At 66.6% G+C, this 19,320-nt stretch carries 20 protein-coding genes; 10 read left to right on the plus strand and 10 right to left on the minus strand.

All coding sequences use genetic code 11. The features are described from left to right. A partial coding sequence (locus ACQKLX_RS24940) for a DNA translocase FtsK (RefSeq protein ID WP_427364255.1) occupies positions 1 to 231 on the plus strand: 231 nt, incomplete at its 5' end. Between the two features lie 10 nt (positions 232 to 241). Here ACQKLX_RS24940 and ACQKLX_RS24945 read toward each other — a convergent pair. Continuing rightward, positions 242 to 871 (minus strand): hypothetical protein, encoded by a 630-nt coding sequence (locus tag ACQKLX_RS24945; RefSeq protein WP_427364256.1) that lies wholly within the window; start codon positions 869 to 871, stop codon positions 242 to 244. Positions 872 to 989: 118 nt separating this feature from the next. On the opposite strand from ACQKLX_RS24945, the gene ACQKLX_RS24950 reads away from it, so the two are divergent. Continuing rightward, entirely contained in the window at positions 990 to 1,253 is a 264-nt protein-coding gene (locus ACQKLX_RS24950) for a hypothetical protein (RefSeq protein WP_427364257.1), read from the plus strand. Positions 1,254 to 1,264: 11 nt separating this feature from the next. Further along, positions 1,265 to 1,594: a hypothetical protein gene (locus ACQKLX_RS24955; protein WP_427364258.1), complete on the plus strand. Its 330-nt coding sequence runs from the start codon at positions 1,265 to 1,267 to the stop codon at positions 1,592 to 1,594. On the opposite strand, the gene ACQKLX_RS24960 is transcribed toward ACQKLX_RS24955, so the two are convergent. The 4 genes from ACQKLX_RS24960 to ACQKLX_RS24975 all read right to left on the minus strand — a co-directional run bounded on the left by ACQKLX_RS24960 (position 1,555) and on the right by ACQKLX_RS24975 (position 6,452). Then, on the minus strand, positions 1,555 to 2,946 hold the full coding sequence (locus ACQKLX_RS24960; RefSeq protein WP_427364259.1) for a M20 family metallopeptidase: 1,392 nt from the start codon (positions 2,944 to 2,946) through the stop codon (positions 1,555 to 1,557). The genes ACQKLX_RS24955 and ACQKLX_RS24960 overlap by 40 nt on opposite strands. Before the next feature lie 21 nt (positions 2,947 to 2,967). Then, a complete protein-coding gene (locus ACQKLX_RS24965) occupies positions 2,968 to 3,864 on the minus strand; it encodes an ABC transporter permease (protein ID WP_427364260.1) in 897 nt (298 codons plus the stop codon). A 1-nt stretch (position 3,865) separates the two neighbouring features. Continuing rightward, positions 3,866 to 4,783, minus strand: coding sequence for an ABC transporter permease (locus ACQKLX_RS24970; RefSeq protein WP_427364261.1), 918 nt, complete (start codon positions 4,781 to 4,783; stop codon positions 3,866 to 3,868). Positions 4,784 to 4,925: 142 nt separating this feature from the next. Further along, positions 4,926 to 6,452 carry an ABC transporter substrate-binding protein gene (locus ACQKLX_RS24975; RefSeq protein ID WP_427364262.1) on the minus strand — a complete coding sequence of 509 codons (1,527 nt, stop codon included), beginning with the start codon at positions 6,450 to 6,452 and terminating at the stop codon, positions 4,926 to 4,928. Between the two features lie 158 nt (positions 6,453 to 6,610). On the opposite strand from ACQKLX_RS24975, the gene ACQKLX_RS24980 reads away from it, so the two are divergent. Together ACQKLX_RS24980 and ACQKLX_RS24985 are read left to right on the plus strand one after the other, a co-directional pair. Next, positions 6,611 to 7,561: a LysR family transcriptional regulator gene (locus ACQKLX_RS24980; protein ID WP_427364263.1), complete on the plus strand. Its 951-nt coding sequence runs from the start codon at positions 6,611 to 6,613 to the stop codon at positions 7,559 to 7,561. Beyond that, complete coding sequence (locus ACQKLX_RS24985) at positions 7,558 to 9,003, plus strand: SNF2-related protein (protein ID WP_427364264.1); 1,446 nt, start codon at positions 7,558 to 7,560, stop codon at positions 9,001 to 9,003. Before ACQKLX_RS24980 ends, ACQKLX_RS24985 begins: the two co-directional genes overlap by 4 nt. A gap of 113 nt (positions 9,004 to 9,116) precedes the next feature. On the opposite strand, the gene ACQKLX_RS24990 is transcribed toward ACQKLX_RS24985, so the two are convergent. Next, a complete protein-coding gene (locus tag ACQKLX_RS24990; protein ID WP_091843359.1) occupies positions 9,117 to 9,299 on the minus strand; it encodes a hypothetical protein in 183 nt (60 codons plus the stop codon). A gap of 126 nt (positions 9,300 to 9,425) precedes the next feature. On the opposite strand from ACQKLX_RS24990, the gene ACQKLX_RS24995 reads away from it, so the two are divergent. Continuing rightward, positions 9,426 to 10,187, plus strand: coding sequence for an SDR family NAD(P)-dependent oxidoreductase (locus tag ACQKLX_RS24995; protein WP_427364265.1), 762 nt, complete (start codon positions 9,426 to 9,428; stop codon positions 10,185 to 10,187). A 16-nt stretch (positions 10,188 to 10,203) separates the two neighbouring features. Further along, positions 10,204 to 10,602, plus strand: a complete 399-nt coding sequence (locus tag ACQKLX_RS25000) for a VOC family protein (protein WP_427364266.1) — start codon at positions 10,204 to 10,206, stop codon at positions 10,600 to 10,602. Here the strand turns inward: ACQKLX_RS25000 and puuE are convergent. Continuing rightward, the gene (gene puuE, locus ACQKLX_RS25005) at positions 10,599 to 12,020 is read right to left on the minus strand and encodes an allantoinase PuuE (protein WP_427364267.1); all 1,422 of its coding nucleotides are present in this window, start codon (positions 12,018 to 12,020) and stop codon (positions 10,599 to 10,601) included. The two genes, ACQKLX_RS25000 and puuE, sit on opposite strands and share 4 nt — an antisense overlap. A 154-nt stretch (positions 12,021 to 12,174) precedes the next feature. Next, on the minus strand, positions 12,175 to 12,528 hold the full coding sequence (uraH, locus tag ACQKLX_RS25010; protein WP_427364268.1) for a hydroxyisourate hydrolase: 354 nt from the start codon (positions 12,526 to 12,528) through the stop codon (positions 12,175 to 12,177). Positions 12,529 to 12,695: 167 nt separating this feature from the next. Between uraH and ACQKLX_RS25015 the strand changes: the two genes are divergently transcribed. Continuing rightward, positions 12,696 to 13,928: a urate hydroxylase PuuD gene (locus ACQKLX_RS25015; RefSeq protein ID WP_427364351.1), complete on the plus strand. Its 1,233-nt coding sequence runs from the start codon at positions 12,696 to 12,698 to the stop codon at positions 13,926 to 13,928. Between the two features lie 168 nt (positions 13,929 to 14,096). Further along, positions 14,097 to 16,571: a hypothetical protein gene (locus ACQKLX_RS25020; RefSeq protein WP_427364269.1), complete on the plus strand. Its 2,475-nt coding sequence runs from the start codon at positions 14,097 to 14,099 to the stop codon at positions 16,569 to 16,571. Between the two features lie 123 nt (positions 16,572 to 16,694). On the opposite strand, the gene ACQKLX_RS25025 is transcribed toward ACQKLX_RS25020, so the two are convergent. Then, the gene (locus tag ACQKLX_RS25025) at positions 16,695 to 17,765 is read right to left on the minus strand and encodes an NAD(P)/FAD-dependent oxidoreductase (RefSeq protein ID WP_427364270.1); all 1,071 of its coding nucleotides are present in this window, start codon (positions 17,763 to 17,765) and stop codon (positions 16,695 to 16,697) included. A 128-nt stretch (positions 17,766 to 17,893) separates the two neighbouring features. Next, the gene (locus ACQKLX_RS25030) at positions 17,894 to 18,328 is read right to left on the minus strand and encodes a GlcG/HbpS family heme-binding protein (RefSeq protein ID WP_427364271.1); all 435 of its coding nucleotides are present in this window, start codon (positions 18,326 to 18,328) and stop codon (positions 17,894 to 17,896) included. A gap of 282 nt (positions 18,329 to 18,610) precedes the next feature. Here ACQKLX_RS25030 and lysM point away from each other — a divergent pair, with 282 nt between their 5' ends. Further along, positions 18,611 to 19,054, plus strand: coding sequence for a peptidoglycan-binding protein LysM (gene lysM / locus ACQKLX_RS25035; protein ID WP_427364272.1), 444 nt, complete (start codon positions 18,611 to 18,613; stop codon positions 19,052 to 19,054). The last annotated feature ends 266 nt before the right edge of the window (positions 19,055 to 19,320 follow it).

Here is a 19,320-nt window from a genome sequence, read left to right on the forward strand (position 1 = left end):
GGCATGGGCCAGTCGGAGAGCGAGGACCCTTACGAGCAGGCGGTGGCGGTGGTCTTGCGCGACAAGAAGGCCTCGACCTCCTACATCCAGCGCCGTTTGCAGATCGGCTACAACCGCGCCGCCTCGATCATGGAGCGGATGGAGAACGAGGGCATCGTCGGCCCCGCCAACCACGCCGGCAAACGCGAGATCCTCGTCGAGACCGGTAGAGCCAGGGAAGACGAGGACTGAGCCCTAGGGCTCAGTCCGACCAGGATAGCATGACCTCATAGGCTGTCGGCTTGACGAGGCGCATGTCCGGGTTCGACGAGGAGAATTCCTTGTCGCCGGAGAGCCGGTCGAGCGCCTTGGCGTCCGCACCCTTGGGATAACCGAAGCGGATCGTCAGCTTGCAGCCGCCGAAGGCCTTGGCGAGCTTGCCGCCCTGCCAGTCGGCGGCGGTGCCGGAATAGTCCCAGTCGAAGCCGAGGATGCTGAAGGGCTTGCCATTGGCGGCCTCAACCGCGGCGAGGGCGCTACCGATGGCGAGGCGCTCTCCGGCCGGCCCGGTCACCGCCCAGGCGGAGCCCTCGCGGACATAGATCGTTCCTGGCCCGCGGCGCTTCTTGCCGTCGCGCCAGATCAGTTCGAGCCGGCGCTTTTTGTCCTTTGGAAAGAGGATGGCGCCGGCGGCCTTCTCGCCTTCGCCGATCTCGATCCGGGCGCGCTGGACGTTTCCGGGACCGAAGGCCTTGATCAGGGCCGCCTCGTCGGCGTCGCGGGCGAAGGGGCCGGAGCAGGCGAGAAGATCGGGCGCCTGTGCCTGAACCGGGCTCGCCGCGGCGATAAGTGCAAGAGCCGCGAACCCGGCCATTGAAGCGCTGATCTGCATCGACGTCTCCGATCTGCTGACGTTGGCGGTGACCTGCCTCAGCTCTTGCGGAGTTCTGAGGCCGGACCGAACCTTTCCAGGGCGCAGGCGTTTCCTCGGAGATTAAGAGGATGACGCGATGACAGCCACTCACCAGGCCGGGGGACCGCCGGGCGGTGTCCCGACCAGCCCGACGCCGCCCCCGGAGCTGCCGCCGATGAACCCGGGCGAGGTCTCCCCGGCGCCGCCGATCGAGAATCCGCCGGACAACGAGCCGAACGGCATTCCGAACGATCCGCCGCCGGAATTGCCGCCGAACGCGCCGCCCGAAGGGCCGCCGGCGACGCCGATCGACCTGCCGCCGGCGCGCGATCCGCGTGAGCCGCAGGAGCGTGGTCAGTAGGAGAGCGCATCATGGATGACGATCTCAGCGGCATGACGCCGGAGCAGCTGGTCGCGGAGGTCAAACGCCTGCGTGCGGGCATCCGCGAACATCGCGATTCATCCGGGCACGATCTCTGCTGGCACCATCCCCAGCTCTGGGGGCTGCTGCCGGAGCAGATTTCTCCGGAGATCGCGGTGCCGCCCTGGCCGAAATTCCTGCGTGGCTGCCTGCGCTATCGCGAGAGCCTGGAACGGCAGCGTCCGGACGCTGCCGTCCTTGATCGGGAGTATGGCGAAGGCGGCCCGCAGGCTGCCGCGCCTCAGAGTGCCGGGCGGTCGCTCTCGCCGAGGTCCCAATAGAGCCCAGCCATCAGGCCGAGCGCCTCGCGCGGGATCGCGATGGGGACGTGCTCGTTCGGGGCGTGCTGCGAGCAGCCGGGATAGGAATGCGGCACCCAGATCGTGCGCATGCCGACGATATCGGCGAAGATGTCGTTGGGCAGGCCGCCGCCGAGATTGGGCAGCAGAGCCGGCTTCTTGTTGGTGCTCTTCTGCAGCGAGGCCAGCGCCCATTCCACCCACGGATCGTCGGGATCGAGCCGCGTCGCGTTGAAGACCGCATCGCGCGCCTTGGTGACCTCGACCATGTCGAAGCCATGGCGCTTCAGGTGGCGCTGCAGCGCCGGGATGACGTCGTCCGGGTCGATGCCGACGACGAAGCGGAGCGCGCAGCGGGCCCAGGCACTCGGCGGCACCGCATTGACCGGGGTCTCCGGCACGCCCGACTTCATCGCCAGCACGTCGAAGGAGCACCAGCCGAAGACCTGCTCGGCCGGCGACAGGCCGGGCTCGCCCCATTCGGGATCGATGGTCGGGCCGTCGGGGCCGCCGTCGATCTCGCAATCGGCGAGGGCCTTGCGCACCGCTGCCGGCAATTCCTTCGGCACCCATTCATGGATGCGGATCTGGCCGGTCGGCGAGGTGATCGAGGCGATGGCGTGGGCGAGCTGGATCGCCGGGTCGGAAAGGATGCCGCCCCAGTTGCCGGAATGGTGGCCGCCTTCGCGGGCGTTGATGGTGAGGTCGAAGGTGACGCCGCCGCGGGCGCCCAAAAAGATGGTCGGGCGCTCGGCGTTAAGGCGCGGCCCGTCGGAGGCGATCAGCACGTCCGACTTGAACAGCTCCTTCTGCTCGGTGCAGAGCTCGCGCAGGCCGGGCGAGCCGCATTCCTCGCCCATCTCGATCAGGTATTTGACGTTGAAGCCGAGCGTGCCGCCGCGCGTCTCGAGCACCGACTTCAGCGCGCTGATGTTGATCAGGTGCTGGCCCTTGTTGTCGACGACGCCGCGGCCATACCAGCGGTCGCCGCGCTCGGTGAGGGTCCAGGGCGAGAGGCCCTCGGCCCATTGTGCGTCGAGGCCGCGGATCACGTCGCCATGGCCGTAGCCGAAGATGGTCGGCAGGCCTTCGGCCTCGATGCGCTGCGCGAAGAGGAAGGGGCCCTTGGCCTTGGGATGATTGAGGATCGTGCAGGTGAAGCCGAGGCTCTCCAGCAGAGGCTGCATCTCCTTGTCGAGATATTCGGCAAGGACCGGCGCCCGATCCGGGTTCTGGCTCTCGGTCGGCATGGCGATCAGGCGCGACAGGTCGCTCTTGAAGCTGCCGGAGTCGAAATAGTCGAGCGCATGGGCGATCGCCTTGGCGCGGGTCATGATGGTCACTCCGTCGGATAGTCAGTTGCGCTTTTCGGGCGAGATCACGTCGCGCAGGCCGTCGCCCGCGAGGTTGATCGCGAAGATCAGCAGAGCGAGCGCCGTGCCGGGCAGGGCGATCAGCCAGAACGAGAAGAACATGTAGGCCTTGGCTTCGGAGACCATCAGGCCCCAGGAGGGCAGCGGCGGCTGCACGCCGAGGCCGAGGAAGGAGAGCGCGGCTTCGAGCAGGATGGCGCTCGCCGCTTCCAGCGTCGCCACCACGATCAGGTGCGGGGCGATGTTGGGCAGGACCTCGCGCAGGATGATGCGGGTCGTGCTCGCCCCGGAGGCCTGTGCCGCCGTGATGTAGTCGAGCGAGCGGACCTGCTGCGTCGCGCTGCGCATCACCACGGCGAAACGGTCCCATTTCAGCAGGCCGAGCACCAGGATGACGATCCAGAGCGAGGAGCCGATGATCGCGACGACGGCGAGCGCCACCAGGATCACCGGCATGGCGAGGCGGGTGGTGACCATGAAGGTCACGGCCATGTCGATGCGGCCGCCGAAATAGCCGGCGAGCAGGCCCATGGTCGTGCCGATCAGCCCGGCGATGGCGACGACGCTGATGCCGATGATCAGCGAGATGCGGGCGCCGTAGAGCAAGCGCGAGAGATAGTCGCGCCCGAGCGGATCGGTGCCGAGCGGATGGACCCAGTTGCCCTTGTCATACCAGAACGGCGGGACGTTCCGCGCCGTCAGGTTCTGCAGATAGGGGTCGTGCGGCGCCAGCACCGGGGCGAGCAGCGCCAGCACGATGAACAGCACCAGCAGTCCGAAGCCGAACAGGAAGGATTTCTGGGCCAGCGCCCGGCGCAGCAGGCGGCGCCCGCCGGTGACGTCGCTGGCAGCGAGGGGGAGGGAGGTCGCGTCGCTCATCTCAGGACACCCGGATACGAGGATCGAGCCAGGCATTGGCGATGTCGGCCAGCAGCGTCAGCAGGACGTAGACGACCGAGAGCAGCAGGACGATGACCTGCATGACCGGGAAATCCTTGTAGGTGATGCTCTGATAGGCGAGATAGCCGAGCCCATCGAGCGCGAAGATCGTCTCGATCACCACCGAGCCGCCGAGCAGGAAGCCGAGCTGCACCGCCGTCAGCGCCACGACCGGAACGGCGGCATTGCGCAGCGCATGGGTGATGATGACGGCGTGGGAGGAGAGGCCCTTGGCGCGCGCGGTCCGGATGTAATCGGCCGAAAGCACCTCGATCATGCCGGCGCGGATCAGGCGCATGAAGGCCGGCGCGGTGTAGTAGCCGAGTGCGATCGTCGGCATGACATAGTGCAGCCAGGTCCCCGAGCCGGAGACCGGCAGCCAGCGCAGCGTGATCGAGAACAGCATCACCAGGATCAGTGCGAAGAAGAAGTTCGGCATTGCCTGGCCGAAGACGGCGATGGCGAGAGCCAGCCGGTCGATCCAGCTATTGGCGTAGATCGCGGCGAGCACGCCGAGCGGGATCGAGATCGCGAGCGCGAAGGCGAGCGAGGAGAGGCCGAGGATCAGCGTCACCGGCAGCTTGGCGAAGACCAGCGAGGAGACGTCGGTCTTGAAATAGATCGAGGTGCCGAAATCGCCCGAGAGCGTCTTGAACAGCCAGTCGAGATACTGGACGACGAGCGGCCGATCGAGCCCGTAGGTCTTGCGGATAACGTCGAGATCGGCCTGCTGCGCGCCCTCGCCGGCGATCGCGACCGCGATGTCGCCGGAGAGGCGCAGCAGGAAGAAGGCGATGGCCGAGACCGCGAGCGCGACGAGCAGCGCCAGGCCGAGCCGTTTGACGATGAAGCCGAGCATGGCTTGCTTCCAATTGTGAAGGTGATGTCCGCGCCAGTCCTACGAAAAGGCCCGGCGCGTCATGGTCGGCCTTGAGCCGACCATCTCTTTCAGGAGATTCTCGGGTCTGCGCTTCGCTACGCCCGAGAATGACGCTTGCGCGTCACTTCCAGCCCATCTCCCAGAAGCGGACGAGCTCGTCCGGATAGGCCTTGAAGTTCAGGTCCTTGTTGGCGACGTAGTAGACCGGCAGCGAATAGAGCGGCACGGCATAGGCCTTGTCGGCGATGATCTTCAGGCCGGCCTTGTAGGCTTCCTTGCGCACCGCCGGATCGACCGAGTTGTTGCCCTTCTCCAGCAGGTCGCGGACAGCCGCATCGCGGGTGATGTCCTCGCTGCGGAAGGCGAAGTAGTTCGGCGTCGCCGCCGAGACGTCGTTGACCGAGAACGAGCCCCAGGTCTGGTGCGTCAGCATCGCCTTGTTGGTGGCGATCTGCTCGCGCATCGCGGCGTATTGCAGGAAGCGCAGATTGGTCTTGATGCCGACGGCCTGGAGATAGCCGATCAGCGCCTCGGTCTGGTTGCGCTCGCGATAGGCGACGATGTCCATGGTCAGGCTGGGATGGCCGGCTTCCGCCAGCAGCGCCTTGGCCTTGGCCGGATCATAGGGATAGCGCGCCGCGCCCTCGTCGGTGCAGCCGAACTGCGAGGGGAAGCAGATCGTGTTGATGACGCGCGAGCCGGAGCCGACGATGTTCTTGACCATCGCCTCGCGGTCGATGGCGTGGATGATCGCCTTGCGCACGCGCTCGTCCTTGAGGGCGGGGGCGGGCGTGCCGTCCAGGATGTTCATCTGCATGAAGACGATGCGCATCGTCTCGCCGGAGACGACCTGCAGCGTCGGGACTGTCTGGAGGTGGTCGGCCTGGTCCTTCGGCACGTGCATGATCAGGTCGGCGCCGCCCGAGAGCATCTCGGCCATCTGGGTCTGGCGATCCGGGATGAAGCGGATCTCGAACTTGCCGATCTTGGGCTGCGGCTTCGGCGAATCCTTGAAATAGTCCTTGTTGAGCTCGAGCGTGATCGACTTGCCCGGCACGTAGTTCGAGACCTTGTAGGGGCCCGAGCCTACCGGCTTCTCGTTCTGGCCCTTGGGGCCGACCTTCTCGTAATACTCGTTCGGGTGGATCACGACCGGGCCGGCGAGATACTCGATCGCGGCCGGGAAGATCTCCTTGGTGGTCAGCCGGACCTTGTACTTGTCGAGCTTCTCGGCCTTGGCGATCCAGTTGACGTTGCCCTGGGTGACGACCTTGTTCTCGGGCTTGGAGATGAAGTTCAGCGTGTAGACGACGTCGTCGGCGTCGAACTCCTCGCCATTGTGGAACTTCACGCCCTGGCGCAGCTCGAACTCGATGGTCTTGTCATCGACCTGCTTCCAGCTCTTGGCGAGCTGGCCCTTGTACTCGTTGGTCGCGGGGTCGCGGTAGATCAGGGTGTCCCAGACATTGGCGCCGATGATCACGCCGATGCGGACATTGTTGAAGAACGGATCGACGCTTTCCGGCGCTTGGTCATAGGCGAAGCGGACGGTGTTGGCGGCCTTCTGGGCCAGGACGGGCGTCGTAAAGGCGGTCGCGGCCAAAATGGTTGCAGCCAGGGCCGTGGTGGCCTTGTCGAAAAAGCGCATGTTTTCCCCTCGCAGCTTGTTGCTTGTCTTGTTCGGCGGGCAGCCTTGGGCCGCCGTCACGCCGGCGACACAAACTCTGCACAGCTTCGTGCTTGCCGCCATAAGAATGAATCGAAAGGATCGTTGCCGAGACGGCAAGGGGCGGTTAGTGCAGGCCTATGCAGACTCCGGCCTTGCGGTATTTCCTGGCGGTGGTTCGGACCGGCTCGATCAGCGCCGCGGCGCAGCGGCTGCGCGTCGCCGGCTCGGCCGTCAGCCGCCAGATCGCCAATCTCGAAAAGGAACTGGACGCGGCCCTGTTCGAGCGGCGCTCGCATGGCATGATCCTGACCCAGGCCGGCCAGACGCTCGCGGCCTATGCCCAGCGGCTCGAACTGGAGAGCGAGCAGGTCGTTAGCGAAATCCGCGAGTTGCGCGGCGCCAGCAAGGGCCTGATCAGGCTCGGCGTTACCGAGGGCTTCGCCGTCAGCTTCATCCCCGAGGTGATCTTCGCCTTCCGCCAGCAGCACCCAGACGTCGCCTTCGACGTCAAGGTGATGTCGCCGCAGGTCGTCACCGAGCATGTCCGCACCGGCACGATCGATCTCGGCCTGACCTTCGTGCTGCAGCAGGAGCGCGGCGTCACCATCAACTGGCAATGCGCGGCGCGGACCTATGCCTTCGTCGCGCCGCACCACCCACTGGCAGGCCAGGACGCGGTCAAGGTCGAGGACATCTTCGTCCATCCGGTCGCCGTGCTCGACAGCGAGGCGACGGTGCGCAAGATCGTCGATATCTATTTCTCGGCGCGCGGGCTCACCGTCGATGCCGTGCTGACCTCGACCAATGTCGCGAGCCTGCGCCATTTCTGCAAACTGGGCGGCGCGGTGATGTTCGCAAGTTCGATCACCTTCGGCGCCTCGATCCGCGACGGCTCGGTGGTGGCGCTGCCGCTCCGGGATGGCGACCTGCCGCCGCGCAGCCTGCAGATCCAGACCATGTCGGGCCGGGCACTGCCCAAGGTGGTGACCAATTTCATGGGCGTGCTGATCGAGGAGCTGCAGCACGCCGATGTGCTGGCAGCGATGGCGACCGAGCGGGCTCCGGCCCCCGAGGCCCGGCAGGCATGAGCGTTCCGATGAAGGGCGATGCGCCCGAGATCATGGTGCCGCATCCGCATCAGCTCGTCGCGCGTGACGCGATCCTGGCGGCGCGAGCGGCGGGCAAGCCGGGCTTCCTGCTCGGCGACCTGACCGGGCTCGGCAAGACGCTCTCGGCCTGGCTCGCCATCTCCGCCATGCCGGAGCAGGAGGTGCTGGTGATCTGCCCGAAGGGCGCGATCCCGCAATGGCGGCGCACCATCGCCCATGCCGGCCTGCCGGCGAAGAAGCTCACCTTGATGAATTTCGAGCGGACCAAGTCGCTGCTTGCTCCGCCGCCGGCCAGCAACAAGCGCTCGACCCGGGCCAAGAACAACGAGCTCGCCAAGCTCGGCACGCCGAAGCGGGTCTGGCCGCTGGTGGTGATCGACGAGGCCCATCGCATCCGCAACCCGAACTCGCAGCAGGGACTGGTCTGCCGGCAGATGGCTGCGGCGGCAGAGTTCACGATCTATATGAGCGCGACGGCCGGGCAGGCCCCGCACGAGTTGTCCTATCTGGCGCGGCTGCTCAGCGAAGCGACGGGTGCGCCCGGCGGCGATCTCGACGGCTTCCGGGCGCTGATGAAGCGGCTGAAGATCGGCAAGGCCAAGGGGCGCTGGAAGAACTGGAGCTGGGAGCCGAACGAGAGCGACCGCAAGGTGATGGCGGACCTGCTCTATCGCGGCAAGAATGCCATCGGCCTGCGCCGCCGGCCGGAGGAAATCGCCGGCTGGCCGGAGGTGCAGCGCGAGCTCGCTCCGGTCGCGCTCGATAGTGCCGAGCGCAAGCTCTATGACGCGACCTGGCGCGAATTCCGGCGCGAACTCGGCCTCGCAGGGGGATCGACCCGCAAGCCAGCCGGCTGGGCCGCCGATCTGCGCTTTCGCCAGAAGGCCAGCCTGCTGCGCACCGCCGGCACGGCCGAGTTCTGCCAAGACCTGCTTGAGAATGACGAGCAGGTCGCGATATCCGTTGCGTTCCTCGAAACCGGCGCGATGCTGGCCGAGAAGCTCACCGGCAAGGGCTGGCGCGTCGGCTCGATCACCGGGGAATATTCCGGCGAGGCCAACGAGGTGACGCGCATCGCCTTCCAGACCGGCAAGCTCGACGCCGTCGTCTTCACCGTGACCGAGTCGATCTCGCTGCACAGGGCCGAGATGCCTGGCGGCGAGCGCGAGCGGGCGCTGGTCGTCCATGATCTGCGCCACAGCGCGATCCAGCTGCAGCAGATCGAGGGTCGCTGCCATCGCGACGGCCAGCACGCCACGATCTTCTACGCCTATGCCGAGGATACGGTCGAGGAGAAGGTCGCCGCGACCGTCCTCGCCCGCATGGCGGCGATGGAGGGCCTCGCCGGCGACGAGACGGCGCTGCTCGACGCGATCGCCGGGGAGGTCGAGCGGGCCGCGCTGGCGCGCGAGGCGGCCTAGACGCAACTCCACCCGTCATGGTCGAGCTTGTCCCGCCTATCCACGTCTTCGTTTCTTGAGTGCGATGTTCAAGACGTGGATGCTCGCCACAAGGGCGAGCATGACGGCTAAACTCAATTCATCTGCGAGCGCGGAGGCTCGTCCGGCGCTCGCTCGCCGACACGCTTGGCCTCGTCGACGACGCGCTCGGTCGCGCCGACGGCCTTGTACCAGAGGTCGCGCGTATAGGCGCCCTGATGGACGATGGCGTCGTAGCCGATCGCGATGACCGCGATCACCAAGAGAATGCGAAACATGGGTATCCCCCGTCCGAATTGGTCTTCGGCAGGGAACGCTCGGGTGGCGGCGGGGTTCCGGCGCGGCGAGGTTGACCGCCGCCGCGCGGCATTGTCCCCTGCCGCCGGCAGGGAGGCAGGCACCGGATGTTCGACGATCTCAACGGCAAGCGGATTCTGGTGACCGGCGCTTCTTCCGGGCTCGGCGCGCATTTCGCCCGGCTGCTCGCGGGCAGGGGAGTGCTGGTCGCTGCCGCGGCGCGGCGCACCGAGCGGCTTCAGGAACTCGCGCGCGAGTGCGAGGGCCTGCCAGGCAAGGTCCTGCCGCTCGCGCTCGATGTGAGTTCGGTCACGACGATCGAGGCAAGCGTTGCCGCGGCCGCCAGGCTGCTCGGCGGGCTCGATGTGCTCGTCAACAATGCCGGGGTCGGCGAGACGGAAGCGGCGCTCTCGGTCAGCGAGGCGCAGTGGGATGCCCAGCTCGACGTCAACCTGAAGGGCTGCTTCTTCGCGGCGCAGGCGGCGGCGAGGATCATGGCCGAGCAGAACGGCGGCGGGGCGATCGTCAACATCGCCTCGATCCTTGGCGAGCGCGTCGCCGGCCGGGTCGCTCCCTATGCGATCTCCAAGGCCGGGCTGATCCAGATGACCAAGGCGCTGGCGCTGGAATGGGCTCGGCATGCGATCAGGGTCAACGCGCTGGCGCCGGGCTATATCGTCACCGACATCAACCGCGAGTTCTTCGCCGGCGATGCCGGGGAAGCGCTGAAGAAGCGTATCCCGATGCGCCGGGCCGGCGAACTCGACGATCTCGATGGGCCGCTGTTGCTGCTCTCATCCGACGCCGGGCGCTACATGACCGGCGCGGTGGTCGCGGTCGATGGCGGGCATCTGGTCAGCGGGCTCTAGGTAACAGGAGGACGTCATGCACAAGCCCCAAGGGCACAACGCCGTCTCGCCCTATCTCCTTGTCGCCGATGCGGAGAAGGCGCTCGCCTTCGCCAAGGCGGTATTCGGGGCCGATCCCAGCTTCGTCGCCCGGCGCAAGGATGGCGGGATCATGCATGCCGAGTTCAGGATCGACGATTCGATCGTGATGCTGGGCGAAGCGCCCGGCGGGCCGGAATGCCATGTCCATGTCTATGTCGAAGATCCCGACGCGCTGATCGCGAAGGCGGTCGCGGCAGGCGGCACGCTGATCCAGGCGCCCGAAGAAAAGGGCGACGGCGATCGCCGCGGCGGGATCAAGGACCCGACCGGGACGAGCTGGTGGCTGGCGCGCATGGTCGACCCGGCGGGGCGGACGAAGACGAACGCGCTCTAGCCCGCGGGCAGGAGCTCTTTCAACCGGATCAGGGCGATCTTCTCGACCTGGGTAAGCGCGGTGGTGAATTCCTGTTCCGGCGTGCTCTTCAGCCGCTCCTCGAAGGAGGCGAGGATGTCCGCCTTGGTCAGTCCCTTGACCGCGAGGATGAAGGGGATGCCGAAGCGGGCTTTGTAGGCCTCGTTCAGGGCGGTGAAGCGGGCGCGCTCGTCCGAAGTCAGCCGGTCGAGCCCGGCCGAGCCCTGCTCGCTCGCCGATTCCGGCGTCAGTTCACCCGCAGCGGCGATCTTGCCGGCGAGGTCGGGATGGGCGTCGAGCAGGGCCTTTTGCCGCTCGCGCGGGGCCTTGCGCATCACCGCGACCATCGCTTCATGCAGGCCCTCGGCAGTGTCCTGCGTTGATGAGAGGCCCGCGGCATGGGTCTGCTCGGCAATCCAGGGCGAGTGCTCCCAGACCCGGCCATAGACCTCGGTGAACAGCGCCTGCGGCAGCCGCGAGGGACGATAGCCGCCCTCCGGCGGATGCGTCCGCACCCAATGGCGGGCGATGTCGAGCCTAGTCGCGACCCAGACGCGATCATGGCTCTGGACATAGTCGAGGAAGCGGGCGAGTGCAGCGGCACGGCCGGGCCGGCCGACGAGGCGGCAATGCAGGCCGATCGACATCATCTTCGGCGCCGTTCCGCCCTCGGCATAGAGCGTGTCGAACGAGTCCTTGAGGTAGGCGAAGAACTGGTCGCCGCTGCTGAAGCCCTGCGGCGTTGCAAAGCGCATGTCGTTGGCGTCGAGGGTGTAGGGCACGGCGAGCTGCGGGCCGTGCGGGCCCTTCAGCCAGTAGGGCAGTTCGTCGGCATAGACGTCGGCGGTGTAGAGGAAGCCACCTTCCTCCATCGTCAGGGGGATGGTGTTGACCGAGGTGCGGCCCTGATAGCAGCCGAGCGGGCGTTCCCCTGCGAGCTCGGTCTGGATGCGGATCGCCTCCAGGATGTGCTCGCGCTCCAGCTCGGCGGGGGCGTCGCGGTAGTCGATCCATTTCAGGCCGTGCGTCGCGATCTCCCAGCCGGCCTCCTGCATCGACGATACGATCTGCGGATAACGCTGCAGCGCCGAGGCGACCGCGAAGACCGTGACCGGCATGTTGCGCTGCGTGAACATGCGCCAGAGCCGCCAGTAGCCGGCGCGCGAGCCGTATTCGTAGATCGATTCCATGTTCATATGGCGCTGGCCGGGCCAGGGCGCGGCGCCCACGATCTCGGAGAGGAAGGCTTCCGAGGCGGCATCGCCATGCAGGATGTTGTTCTCGCCGCCTTCCTCGTAATTGACCACGAACTGCACCGCGATCCGCGCTTCGCCCGGCCAGTGCGGGTGCGGGGCGCTGCGGCCATAGCCGACGAGATCGCGCGGGTAGGTCGTGCTCATGAGGTGTTTCAAGTCCATGTGGCGGTGATTCAGGAACGATCGGCAAGCGGCTGGAACGAGAGCTGTTTTTCGCGATCCGGTTTACCGCGAAGTCGGGTTCGGTCGAAGGCGTGGGAGCCTCTCTTTTCGGAGATGCTCCTTTTCCGAAAACGCCTCAGCTGCCGCGATAGGTCGAATAGCTCCAGGGTGAGACGAGCAAGGGCACATGGTAGTGCCCATCCGGCTCGGCGATGGCGAAGCGGATCGGCACCAGGTCGAGGAAGGCGGGCTCGGGCAGCTTCGTGCCGAGATGGCGGAAATAGTCGCCGATCGCGAAGGTCAGCTCATAGCTGCCGACCGGCAAAGTGCCGCTGAGCAGGGGCGAATCGGTGCGGCCGTCGGCGTTGGTCACGGCATCGGCGATGCGGCTGCGGCTGCCATCGGGCAACAGCGCATCGAGTGCGATTTCGACGCCCGCGGCCGGCTTGCCGTTAACCGTGTCGAGCACATGCGTCGACAGACGCCCCATGCCTGATCCTTTCCCCGTTTGCTGCGTTCGCCGGGCGGAATGCCGCTTGCCTTCCAAGGCTGCGAACCTAGTCTGGAACCCGATGCAAATTCCCTCCCGGATTCCGCCCTGTCAATTCGCGAGCATGTGGCTCTCCATGGAGCCCGCCCGTGCTTGAGGCCTATCTGATGGAGTGGGGCAGCCAGCTCCTGCGCTGGCTGCATGTGATCGCGGCGATCGCCTGGATCGGCTCGTCCTTCTTCTTCATCCATCTCGACGCTTCGCTCAGGGCCGCGCCCGATGCGCCGAGGACCGAATCCGGCCAGCCGACGCAATTCCTTGCCTGGCAGGTCCATGGCGGCGGCTTCTATGCGATGCGCAAATATCTGGTCGCGCCGGAGGTGCTGCCGAAGGAGCTGACCTGGCACAAATGGCAGGCGTACTGGACCTGGATCTCCGGCTTCTTCCTGCTGGTCTGGGTCTATTACGCCCAGTCCGAGCTCTACCTGATCGACCCGGCGGTGATGGCTCTCTCACCCTTCGCAGCGGGCGCGATCGGTATCGCGGCGCTCGCCGGCGGCTGGCTGTTCTACGACCTGCTCTGCAAGTCGCCGCTGGGCAAGAACGACGTCGTGCTCGGCCTGCTCGGCTTTGGCTATGTCGTCGCGGCGAGCTGGGCCTTCGCCTCGGTCTTCTCCGGACGCGGCGCGCTGATCCATACCGGTGCGCTGATGGCGACGATCATGTCGGCCAACGTCTTCTTCGTGATCATGCCGGGCCAGCGCAAGACCATCGCCGCGATGGTCGCCGGCGAGGTGCCTGATCCGAAATACGGCAAGCAGGCCAAGCAGCGCTCGCTGCACAACAACTACATCACCCTGCCGGTGCTGTTCCTGATGCTGGCAAACCACTACCCGGTGACCTACGCCAATTCGGCGGTGATCCCGGCCCTCGTCGCGCTGGTCATCGTCGCCGGCGCGCTGATCAGGCACTTCTACAATGTCCGCCATGCCGACCATGCCAAGTCGCCCTGGTGGACCTGGGCGGTGGCGGCGCTGGCGCTCTGGCTGGCCTTCTGGGTGGCGATGGCGTCCTCGCCCGGCGGGCGCGAGCGGCTTGGCCTGAAGCCACTCGACCCGGTGAAGCCGGTGATGCTCGCCGGTCTCGTGGCGCCGTCGCCCGAGGTCGCCAACATCGTCACCGGGCGCTGCGCGATGTGTCATGCGCCCGAGCCGTCCTGGCCGGGCATCGGCATCGCGCCCAAGGGCGTCTATCTGCACGAGCCCGAGCTGATCGCCCGCCAGCGCCGCGCCATCGGCGTGCAGGCGGTGCTGACCCATGCCATGCCGCCGAACAACCTCTCCGGCATGACCGCGGACGAGCGGCGGGTGCTCGCCGCCTGGGTGGCGCAGAAGCGCTGAGGCTGGCGGCCGGCGTGGCAAGTTGACGCTGCCAGGCCAAGGTTGGACGGCTGATCCACAGCGTTCAGTTTCGGTTCATCGCGGAACCTTCATCGTCGACCGTGATCACATCGGCGTGATCGGCGCGCGATCGCGCGTGCCGGGTGTGCCGGGGCCTTGGGGGTCCAGTTGAAAGCGGTTTGGAGATCGGGCTCCAGCTACTGGCTGGCGGCTGCGCTGTTCTGTTGCGCCTGGGTGGCGCTGTGCTGGCCCTGGCTGTCGGGGGCGGTGACGATTCCGTTTGACGCCAAGGCGCATTTCCAGGCGCAGATCCAGTTTCTGGCGCAGGCGCTGCATTCCGGGCAGTCGCCGTTCTGGACGCACAATGTCTTCGCCGGCTCGCCCCAGGTCGCCGATCCGCAATCGCTGATCTTCTCGCCTGCCATCCTGCTGGCGCTGTTCAATCCCTCGCCGAGCTTCCGCGCGGTCGATGCCTATGTGCTGGCGCATCTTCTCGTCGGCGGGCTCGCCATGCTGATGTTCTTCCGCGACCGCGACTGGCACCCGGCCGGCGCGCTGCTGGCGGCGCTGGTCTTCGCTTTCGGCGCCTCGGCGGCCTGGCGGGTCCAGCATGTCGGGCAGATCGCCAGCTTCGCCTTCTTCGGCCTGGCTTTCTGGCTGACGGCGCGGATGCTGCAGCGCGCCTCGCTGCGCTATGGGCTGCTTGCCGGCTTCGCGGCCGGCATGATGGTTCTGGAACCCGACCAGGTGGCGCTGCTCGGCGCCTATATCCTGATCGGCATGGTCGTGGCCTACTGGCTTTCGGAAGGCTGGGCCGGTTTTCGCGAGAGCCTCGCGCCGATCGCGGCCGCCTGCTTCGCCGGCATCGTCACCATCGCCGTGCCCCTGCTCTGGACCTGGCTCTTCGCCGAGGCGACGACGCGGCCGGCGATCGATCTCGTCGAGGCGGGGAGGGGCTCGCTGCATCCGGCCTCGCTGCTGACCGCCTTTGTCGGCGACCTGTTCGGCGTGCGCGATCCATCGGTCGAGTTCTGGGGACCTTATGCCCCTGACTGGAACGCCAAGGAGCTTTTCCTCTCCAAGAACATGGGGCAGGTCTATCTGGGGGCGCTGCCCTTCCTGCTCCTGATCGTGCCGGGGCTGACGCGTGGTTGGCTCTGGGACAGGGCGATCCGGCCCTTCACCATCCTGTTCGTGCTGATGGTGCTGTTCGCGCTCGGCCGCTATACGCCGTTCTTCCATCTGGCCTATGACTATCTGCCGGGCGTCAAGGTATTCCGGCGGCCGGCCGACGCGACCTTCCTGATCGGCGGGCTCGGCGCCGTGCTGTCGGGCTATCTGCTGCATCGCATTCTGCGCGAAGAGAAGCCGGGCGCGCTCTGGCGCGACCTTAGCATCGGCGCCGGCGCGATCGCTCTGCTGATCGGGCTTGCCCTGCTGGTCGCGCGTCAGGCCGGCCATCTCGGCCAGGCCTGGCTGCCGAGCGCTACCGCCGCTGCCTGGTTCGCGAGCGCGCTTGTTCTCCTCGTCGTGCTGACGCGCTGGCGAGGCGCCGCGGCCCCGCTCGCCGCGAGCCTGATCGTGACTGGCGTCGTCGCCGCCGACCTCGCCGCCAATAACGGCCCGAACGAAGCCACGGCGCTGGCGCCCGAGATCTATGACGTGCTGCGGCCGGAGACCAAGAACGAGACCGTCGCCGTCTTGAAGAAGCTCACCGCGCAGCCGCCGGATTCAGCCCGGCGCGACCGAGTCGAGCTGCTCGGCATGGGCTTCGAATGGCCCAATGCCGGCATGATCCACGGTTTCGATCACACGCTGGGCTACAACCCGCTGCGGCTCGCCGACTTCTCGGACGCGGTCGGCACGCGCGATTCGATCGCGGCGCCAGGTGAGCGCGTATTCACGCCGCTGTTCCCGTCCTATCGCTGCCGTCTCGCCGACTTCCTCGGCCTGCGCTACATCGCGACGCGGGTGCCGATCGGCCAGGTCGATAGCGCGCTGCGCGCCGGCGACCTCAAGCTCGTCGCCTACACCAAGGACGGCTACATCTACGAGAATCCGCGGGCGCTGCCGCGCGTGATGTTCGTCGGCGGCTGGCAGCTCGCCGATTTCGAGGGGATGAAGTCGGCCGGCAAATGGCCCGAGATCGATCCGCAGCGCGTCGTCCTGCTCGACCAGGAGCCGGAGCCCGGCGTGCCGGATGGACCGGTCGCGACCAATGCCGAGATCAAGCTGAAGCGCTACCGCAACACGGTGGTCGAGATCGAGGTCACCAGCGCCCAGCCCGGCTTCGTCGTGCTGAACGACATCTGGCATCCCTGGTGGAAGGCCGAGGTCGACAGCCAGGAAGTCGATATCCTCAAGGCCAACGTCCTGTTCCGGGCAGTGCAGGTTCCGGCCGGCACGCACAAGGTCCGCTTCAGCTTCCACCCTCTCGAGGGCGCGATCGCTGAATTGCGCGATCGCGTCAGCGAGCCGGAGGAGGTGGGCGTGGTCGCCGAGGCGCCGACGCATAGCGGTCCGTCCGGCTCGCCGGCGACGCGGATCCAGCCGGTCCCGGCCGAGCCGGTCTCGCGGCCGGCGCACGACATGGCCGCGCACGACATGCTCCCCCCCTCGTCGGCGATGTCGGTGCTGCGGTAAGCTGCGGCGTCATGCTCGGGCTTGACCCGAGCATCTCAGGCCGGAGGAGGCGCCGGCCGCGCCTTTCCCATCACGAGATTCTCGGGTCTGCGCTTCGCTTCGCCCGAGAATGACGCCAAGGCCTCAAACCACCCCGAGCTTCTTCTGCAACGCGCTCGACGAGGTCGTGTACTGGAAGGTCAGCCGCTTCTCCGGATAGACGTAGCGGTGGACCTTCTGGGCGGCGAGCGCCGCCTCGTGGAAGCCCGAAAGGATCAGCTTCAGCTTGCCGGGATAGGTGTTGATGTCGCCGACTGCGAAGATGCCCGGCACATTGGTCTCGAACTTCTCGGTGTCGACCGGGATCAGGTTCTCGTGCAGGTTCAGGCCCCAATCGGCGATCGGCCCGAGCTTCATCGTCAGCCCGAAGAAGGGCAGCATGGTGTTGCAGGCGATCTCGAACTCGGCACCGGCATTGTCGCGGCAGATTGCGCCGTGCAGCTCGTTGCCTTCGCCCCTGAGACCCATCACTTGCCCGAGCCGGAGGTCCATCGCGCCGGAGGCGACGAGGGCGCGCATCTGCTCGACCGAATGCGGGGCGGCGCGGAAATCGTCGCGCCGATGCATCAGTGTTACCCGCTTGGCGATCGGCTGCAGGTTCAGCGTCCAGTCGAGGGCCGAATCGCCGCCACCGACGATCAGGATCTCGCGGTCACGGAAGGCCTCCATCCTGCGCACGGCATAGTGCACGCCGCCGCCGTCGCTGCGGCCTTCATAGGCCTCGATGCCGGGGATCGGCGGCTTCTTCGGCAGGAACGAGCCGCCGCCGGCGGCGATCAGGATCGTCTTGGACTCGAACATGGTGCCGGCATCGGTGCGCAGGCGGAAGCGCGGCGCCTCGGACGTTCCGAGCACCTCGATCTGCTCGATCATCTGGTTGAGATGGAAGGTCGCGCCGAAGGGCTTGATCTGCTCCATCAGATTGTCGACCAGCCCCTGGCCGGTGACGAGCGGGAAGCCGGGAATGTCGTAGATCGGCTTCTCCGGATAGAGCTCGGCGCACTGGCCGCCGACCTTGGGCAGGATGTCGACGAGATGGGCCTTGATGTCGAGCAGGCCGAGCTCGAACACGGCGAACAGGCCGCACGGGCCGGCGCCGATGATCAGCGCGTCGGTCTCAAAGGTCTCGCCCTCGATGGCGGCGACGATAGTCATGGGTCACGGTTCCTCGAGACGGCTTCAAGGGCCGCCGGTGGCTTCCCGTTGCCGGAAATCTGCCGGCCTTGCAATGCGACATGGCGCAAGGCCGGGCGAGCCGGGCCGCATGCGAGTGGACGCCAGCCTCAGCCGCCGGTTTCTGCGGTGAGCCCGGCCGCGGCGATGCCGGCGATGGCGGCCGCCTCGTCATTGTCCGAGGTATCGCCGGAGATGCCGACGACGCCGATGAGGTTGCCGTCGGTACCGCGGATCAGCGCGCCGCCGGGGACCGGTACGACAGGGCCGCCGACGGAGAGGGCGACGCCGTTGATGAAGTGTGGGCGCTCCAGCGCCATCTTGTTGAGGGTGCGCGGACCGACGCCGAGGGCGATCGCGCCATTGGCCTTGCCGAGCGCGATCTCGCCACGCTTCAGGCTGGTGCCGTCCTGGGCCAGGAAGAACTTCTGCGCACCGCGCGCGTCGAGCACGGCGATGGCGAGCGGCTTCAGCCCGTTCTCGCGGGCATATTTCAGTGCGCCGTCGACGATGACGCTGGCCTGTTCGAGGGAGAGAGCGGTCATGGCGGGCCTTTCACAGTATCGATGACGGACGTTCTTGGCTCGGCTCCGTTCTGCCAGTGCGGGCAACGTGAGGGAAGTGCAGTCGTCGCGTTTCATCTCGCACAGGTTTCGTCTTGCAGTTGTCGCTCCGAGCGGGCTTCATGGGTCGCCCGTCTTCGGGGCATGTTCCGCAAGGTGAGCGCCATGTTTGCGACCAGAACATGCTCCAAGGCAGTCGAGTGGCGCGAAGTCCGATCGTCCGGCCGATCCTGGCGGGCGGCGGGCGCGTTAGGAGAACATGCTATGGGTCTGTTCAGTTTCATCAAGGAAGCCGGCGCCAAGATCTTCGGGTCGAGCTCTGCCAATGCGGCGACGGCCGATCAGTTGCAGAAGGAACTGGCGGGCCATGGCCTGCCCTCCGACGTCAAGATCGACGTCTCCGGCGACAAGGTGAAGGTCTCCGGCAAGGCGATGACAACCGAGGAAGCCGAGAAGATCATCCTGGCCATCGGCAACACCGCGGGCGTCGGCTCGGTCGAGTCGGAGCTGATCGTCAACAAGGAGGCTGCCGCTGCCGTATTCTATACGGTGAAGAAGGGTGACTCGCTCTGGAAGATCGCCGAAGAGCACTACGGCAAGGGCAAGGGCGCCAAGTATACCGAGATCGTCAAGGCCAACACGCCGCCGGTGAAGGATCCCGACCTGATCCAGCCTGGCTGGGTGCTGCGCATTCCGCCGCTGGCCTGAAATGGCACCGGCCTGGCGGCGGGGTGAACGGCCCTGCCGCCGGCACTTGCCAATTAGTTGCGAATGAAACTATTGTGATCCGGGCGCCATCTTTGTGGCGCCCGCGTTCGTATCACGGCTGGCTTCATCCTCGATCTTGCGGCGTTGCGATGAACCTGATCACGGTGTGCCGGCTGAAATGCGAGATTTGGGGGCTCGTCTTTTTGTCCAAGCATCGAACCGAAAAGTGAATTCCACTTTTTGGTGCGATGCACTAGGCGATCTTA

This window comes from Allobosea sp. NPDC003192 (assembly GCF_050275675.1).
Classification (GTDB): Bacteria; Pseudomonadota; Alphaproteobacteria; order Rhizobiales; family Beijerinckiaceae; genus Allobosea.

What these genes read in the sequence shown, in the direction of transcription:
- ACQKLX_RS24975 (WP_427364262.1), bottom strand. Translation starts at nt 6,452, where the DNA reads ATGCGCTTTTTCGACAAGGCCACCACGGCCCTGGCTGCAACCATTTTG.
- ACQKLX_RS24965 (WP_427364260.1), bottom strand. Translation starts at nt 3,864, where the DNA reads ATGAGCGACGCGACCTCCCTCCCCCTCGCTGCCAGCGACGTCACCGGC.
- ACQKLX_RS24970 (WP_427364261.1), bottom strand. Translation starts at nt 4,783, where the DNA reads ATGCTCGGCTTCATCGTCAAACGGCTCGGCCTGGCGCTGCTCGTCGCG.
- ACQKLX_RS24995 (WP_427364265.1), top strand. Translation starts at nt 9,426, where the DNA reads ATGTTCGACGATCTCAACGGCAAGCGGATTCTGGTGACCGGCGCTTCT.
- ACQKLX_RS25030 (WP_427364271.1), bottom strand. Translation starts at nt 18,328, where the DNA reads ATGACCGCTCTCTCCCTCGAACAGGCCAGCGTCATCGTCGACGGCGCA.
- ACQKLX_RS24950 (WP_427364257.1), top strand. Translation starts at nt 990, where the DNA reads ATGACAGCCACTCACCAGGCCGGGGGACCGCCGGGCGGTGTCCCGACC.
- ACQKLX_RS24955 (WP_427364258.1), top strand. Translation starts at nt 1,265, where the DNA reads ATGGATGACGATCTCAGCGGCATGACGCCGGAGCAGCTGGTCGCGGAG.
- ACQKLX_RS25025 (WP_427364270.1), bottom strand. Translation starts at nt 17,765, where the DNA reads ATGACTATCGTCGCCGCCATCGAGGGCGAGACCTTTGAGACCGACGCG.
- ACQKLX_RS24945 (WP_427364256.1), bottom strand. Translation starts at nt 871, where the DNA reads ATGCAGATCAGCGCTTCAATGGCCGGGTTCGCGGCTCTTGCACTTATC.
- ACQKLX_RS24980 (WP_427364263.1), top strand. Translation starts at nt 6,611, where the DNA reads ATGCAGACTCCGGCCTTGCGGTATTTCCTGGCGGTGGTTCGGACCGGC.
- puuE (WP_427364267.1), bottom strand. Translation starts at nt 12,020, where the DNA reads ATGAGCACGACCTACCCGCGCGATCTCGTCGGCTATGGCCGCAGCGCC.
- ACQKLX_RS25000 (WP_427364266.1), top strand. Translation starts at nt 10,204, where the DNA reads ATGCACAAGCCCCAAGGGCACAACGCCGTCTCGCCCTATCTCCTTGTC.
- ACQKLX_RS24960 (WP_427364259.1), bottom strand. Translation starts at nt 2,946, where the DNA reads ATGACCCGCGCCAAGGCGATCGCCCATGCGCTCGACTATTTCGACTCC.
- ACQKLX_RS24985 (WP_427364264.1), top strand. Translation starts at nt 7,558, where the DNA reads ATGAGCGTTCCGATGAAGGGCGATGCGCCCGAGATCATGGTGCCGCAT.
- uraH (WP_427364268.1), bottom strand. Translation starts at nt 12,528, where the DNA reads ATGGGGCGTCTGTCGACGCATGTGCTCGACACGGTTAACGGCAAGCCG.
- ACQKLX_RS25015 (WP_427364351.1), top strand. Translation starts at nt 12,696, where the DNA reads ATGGAGTGGGGCAGCCAGCTCCTGCGCTGGCTGCATGTGATCGCGGCG.
- ACQKLX_RS24990 (WP_091843359.1), bottom strand. Translation starts at nt 9,299, where the DNA reads ATGTTTCGCATTCTCTTGGTGATCGCGGTCATCGCGATCGGCTACGAC.
- lysM (WP_427364272.1), top strand. Translation starts at nt 18,611, where the DNA reads ATGGGTCTGTTCAGTTTCATCAAGGAAGCCGGCGCCAAGATCTTCGGG.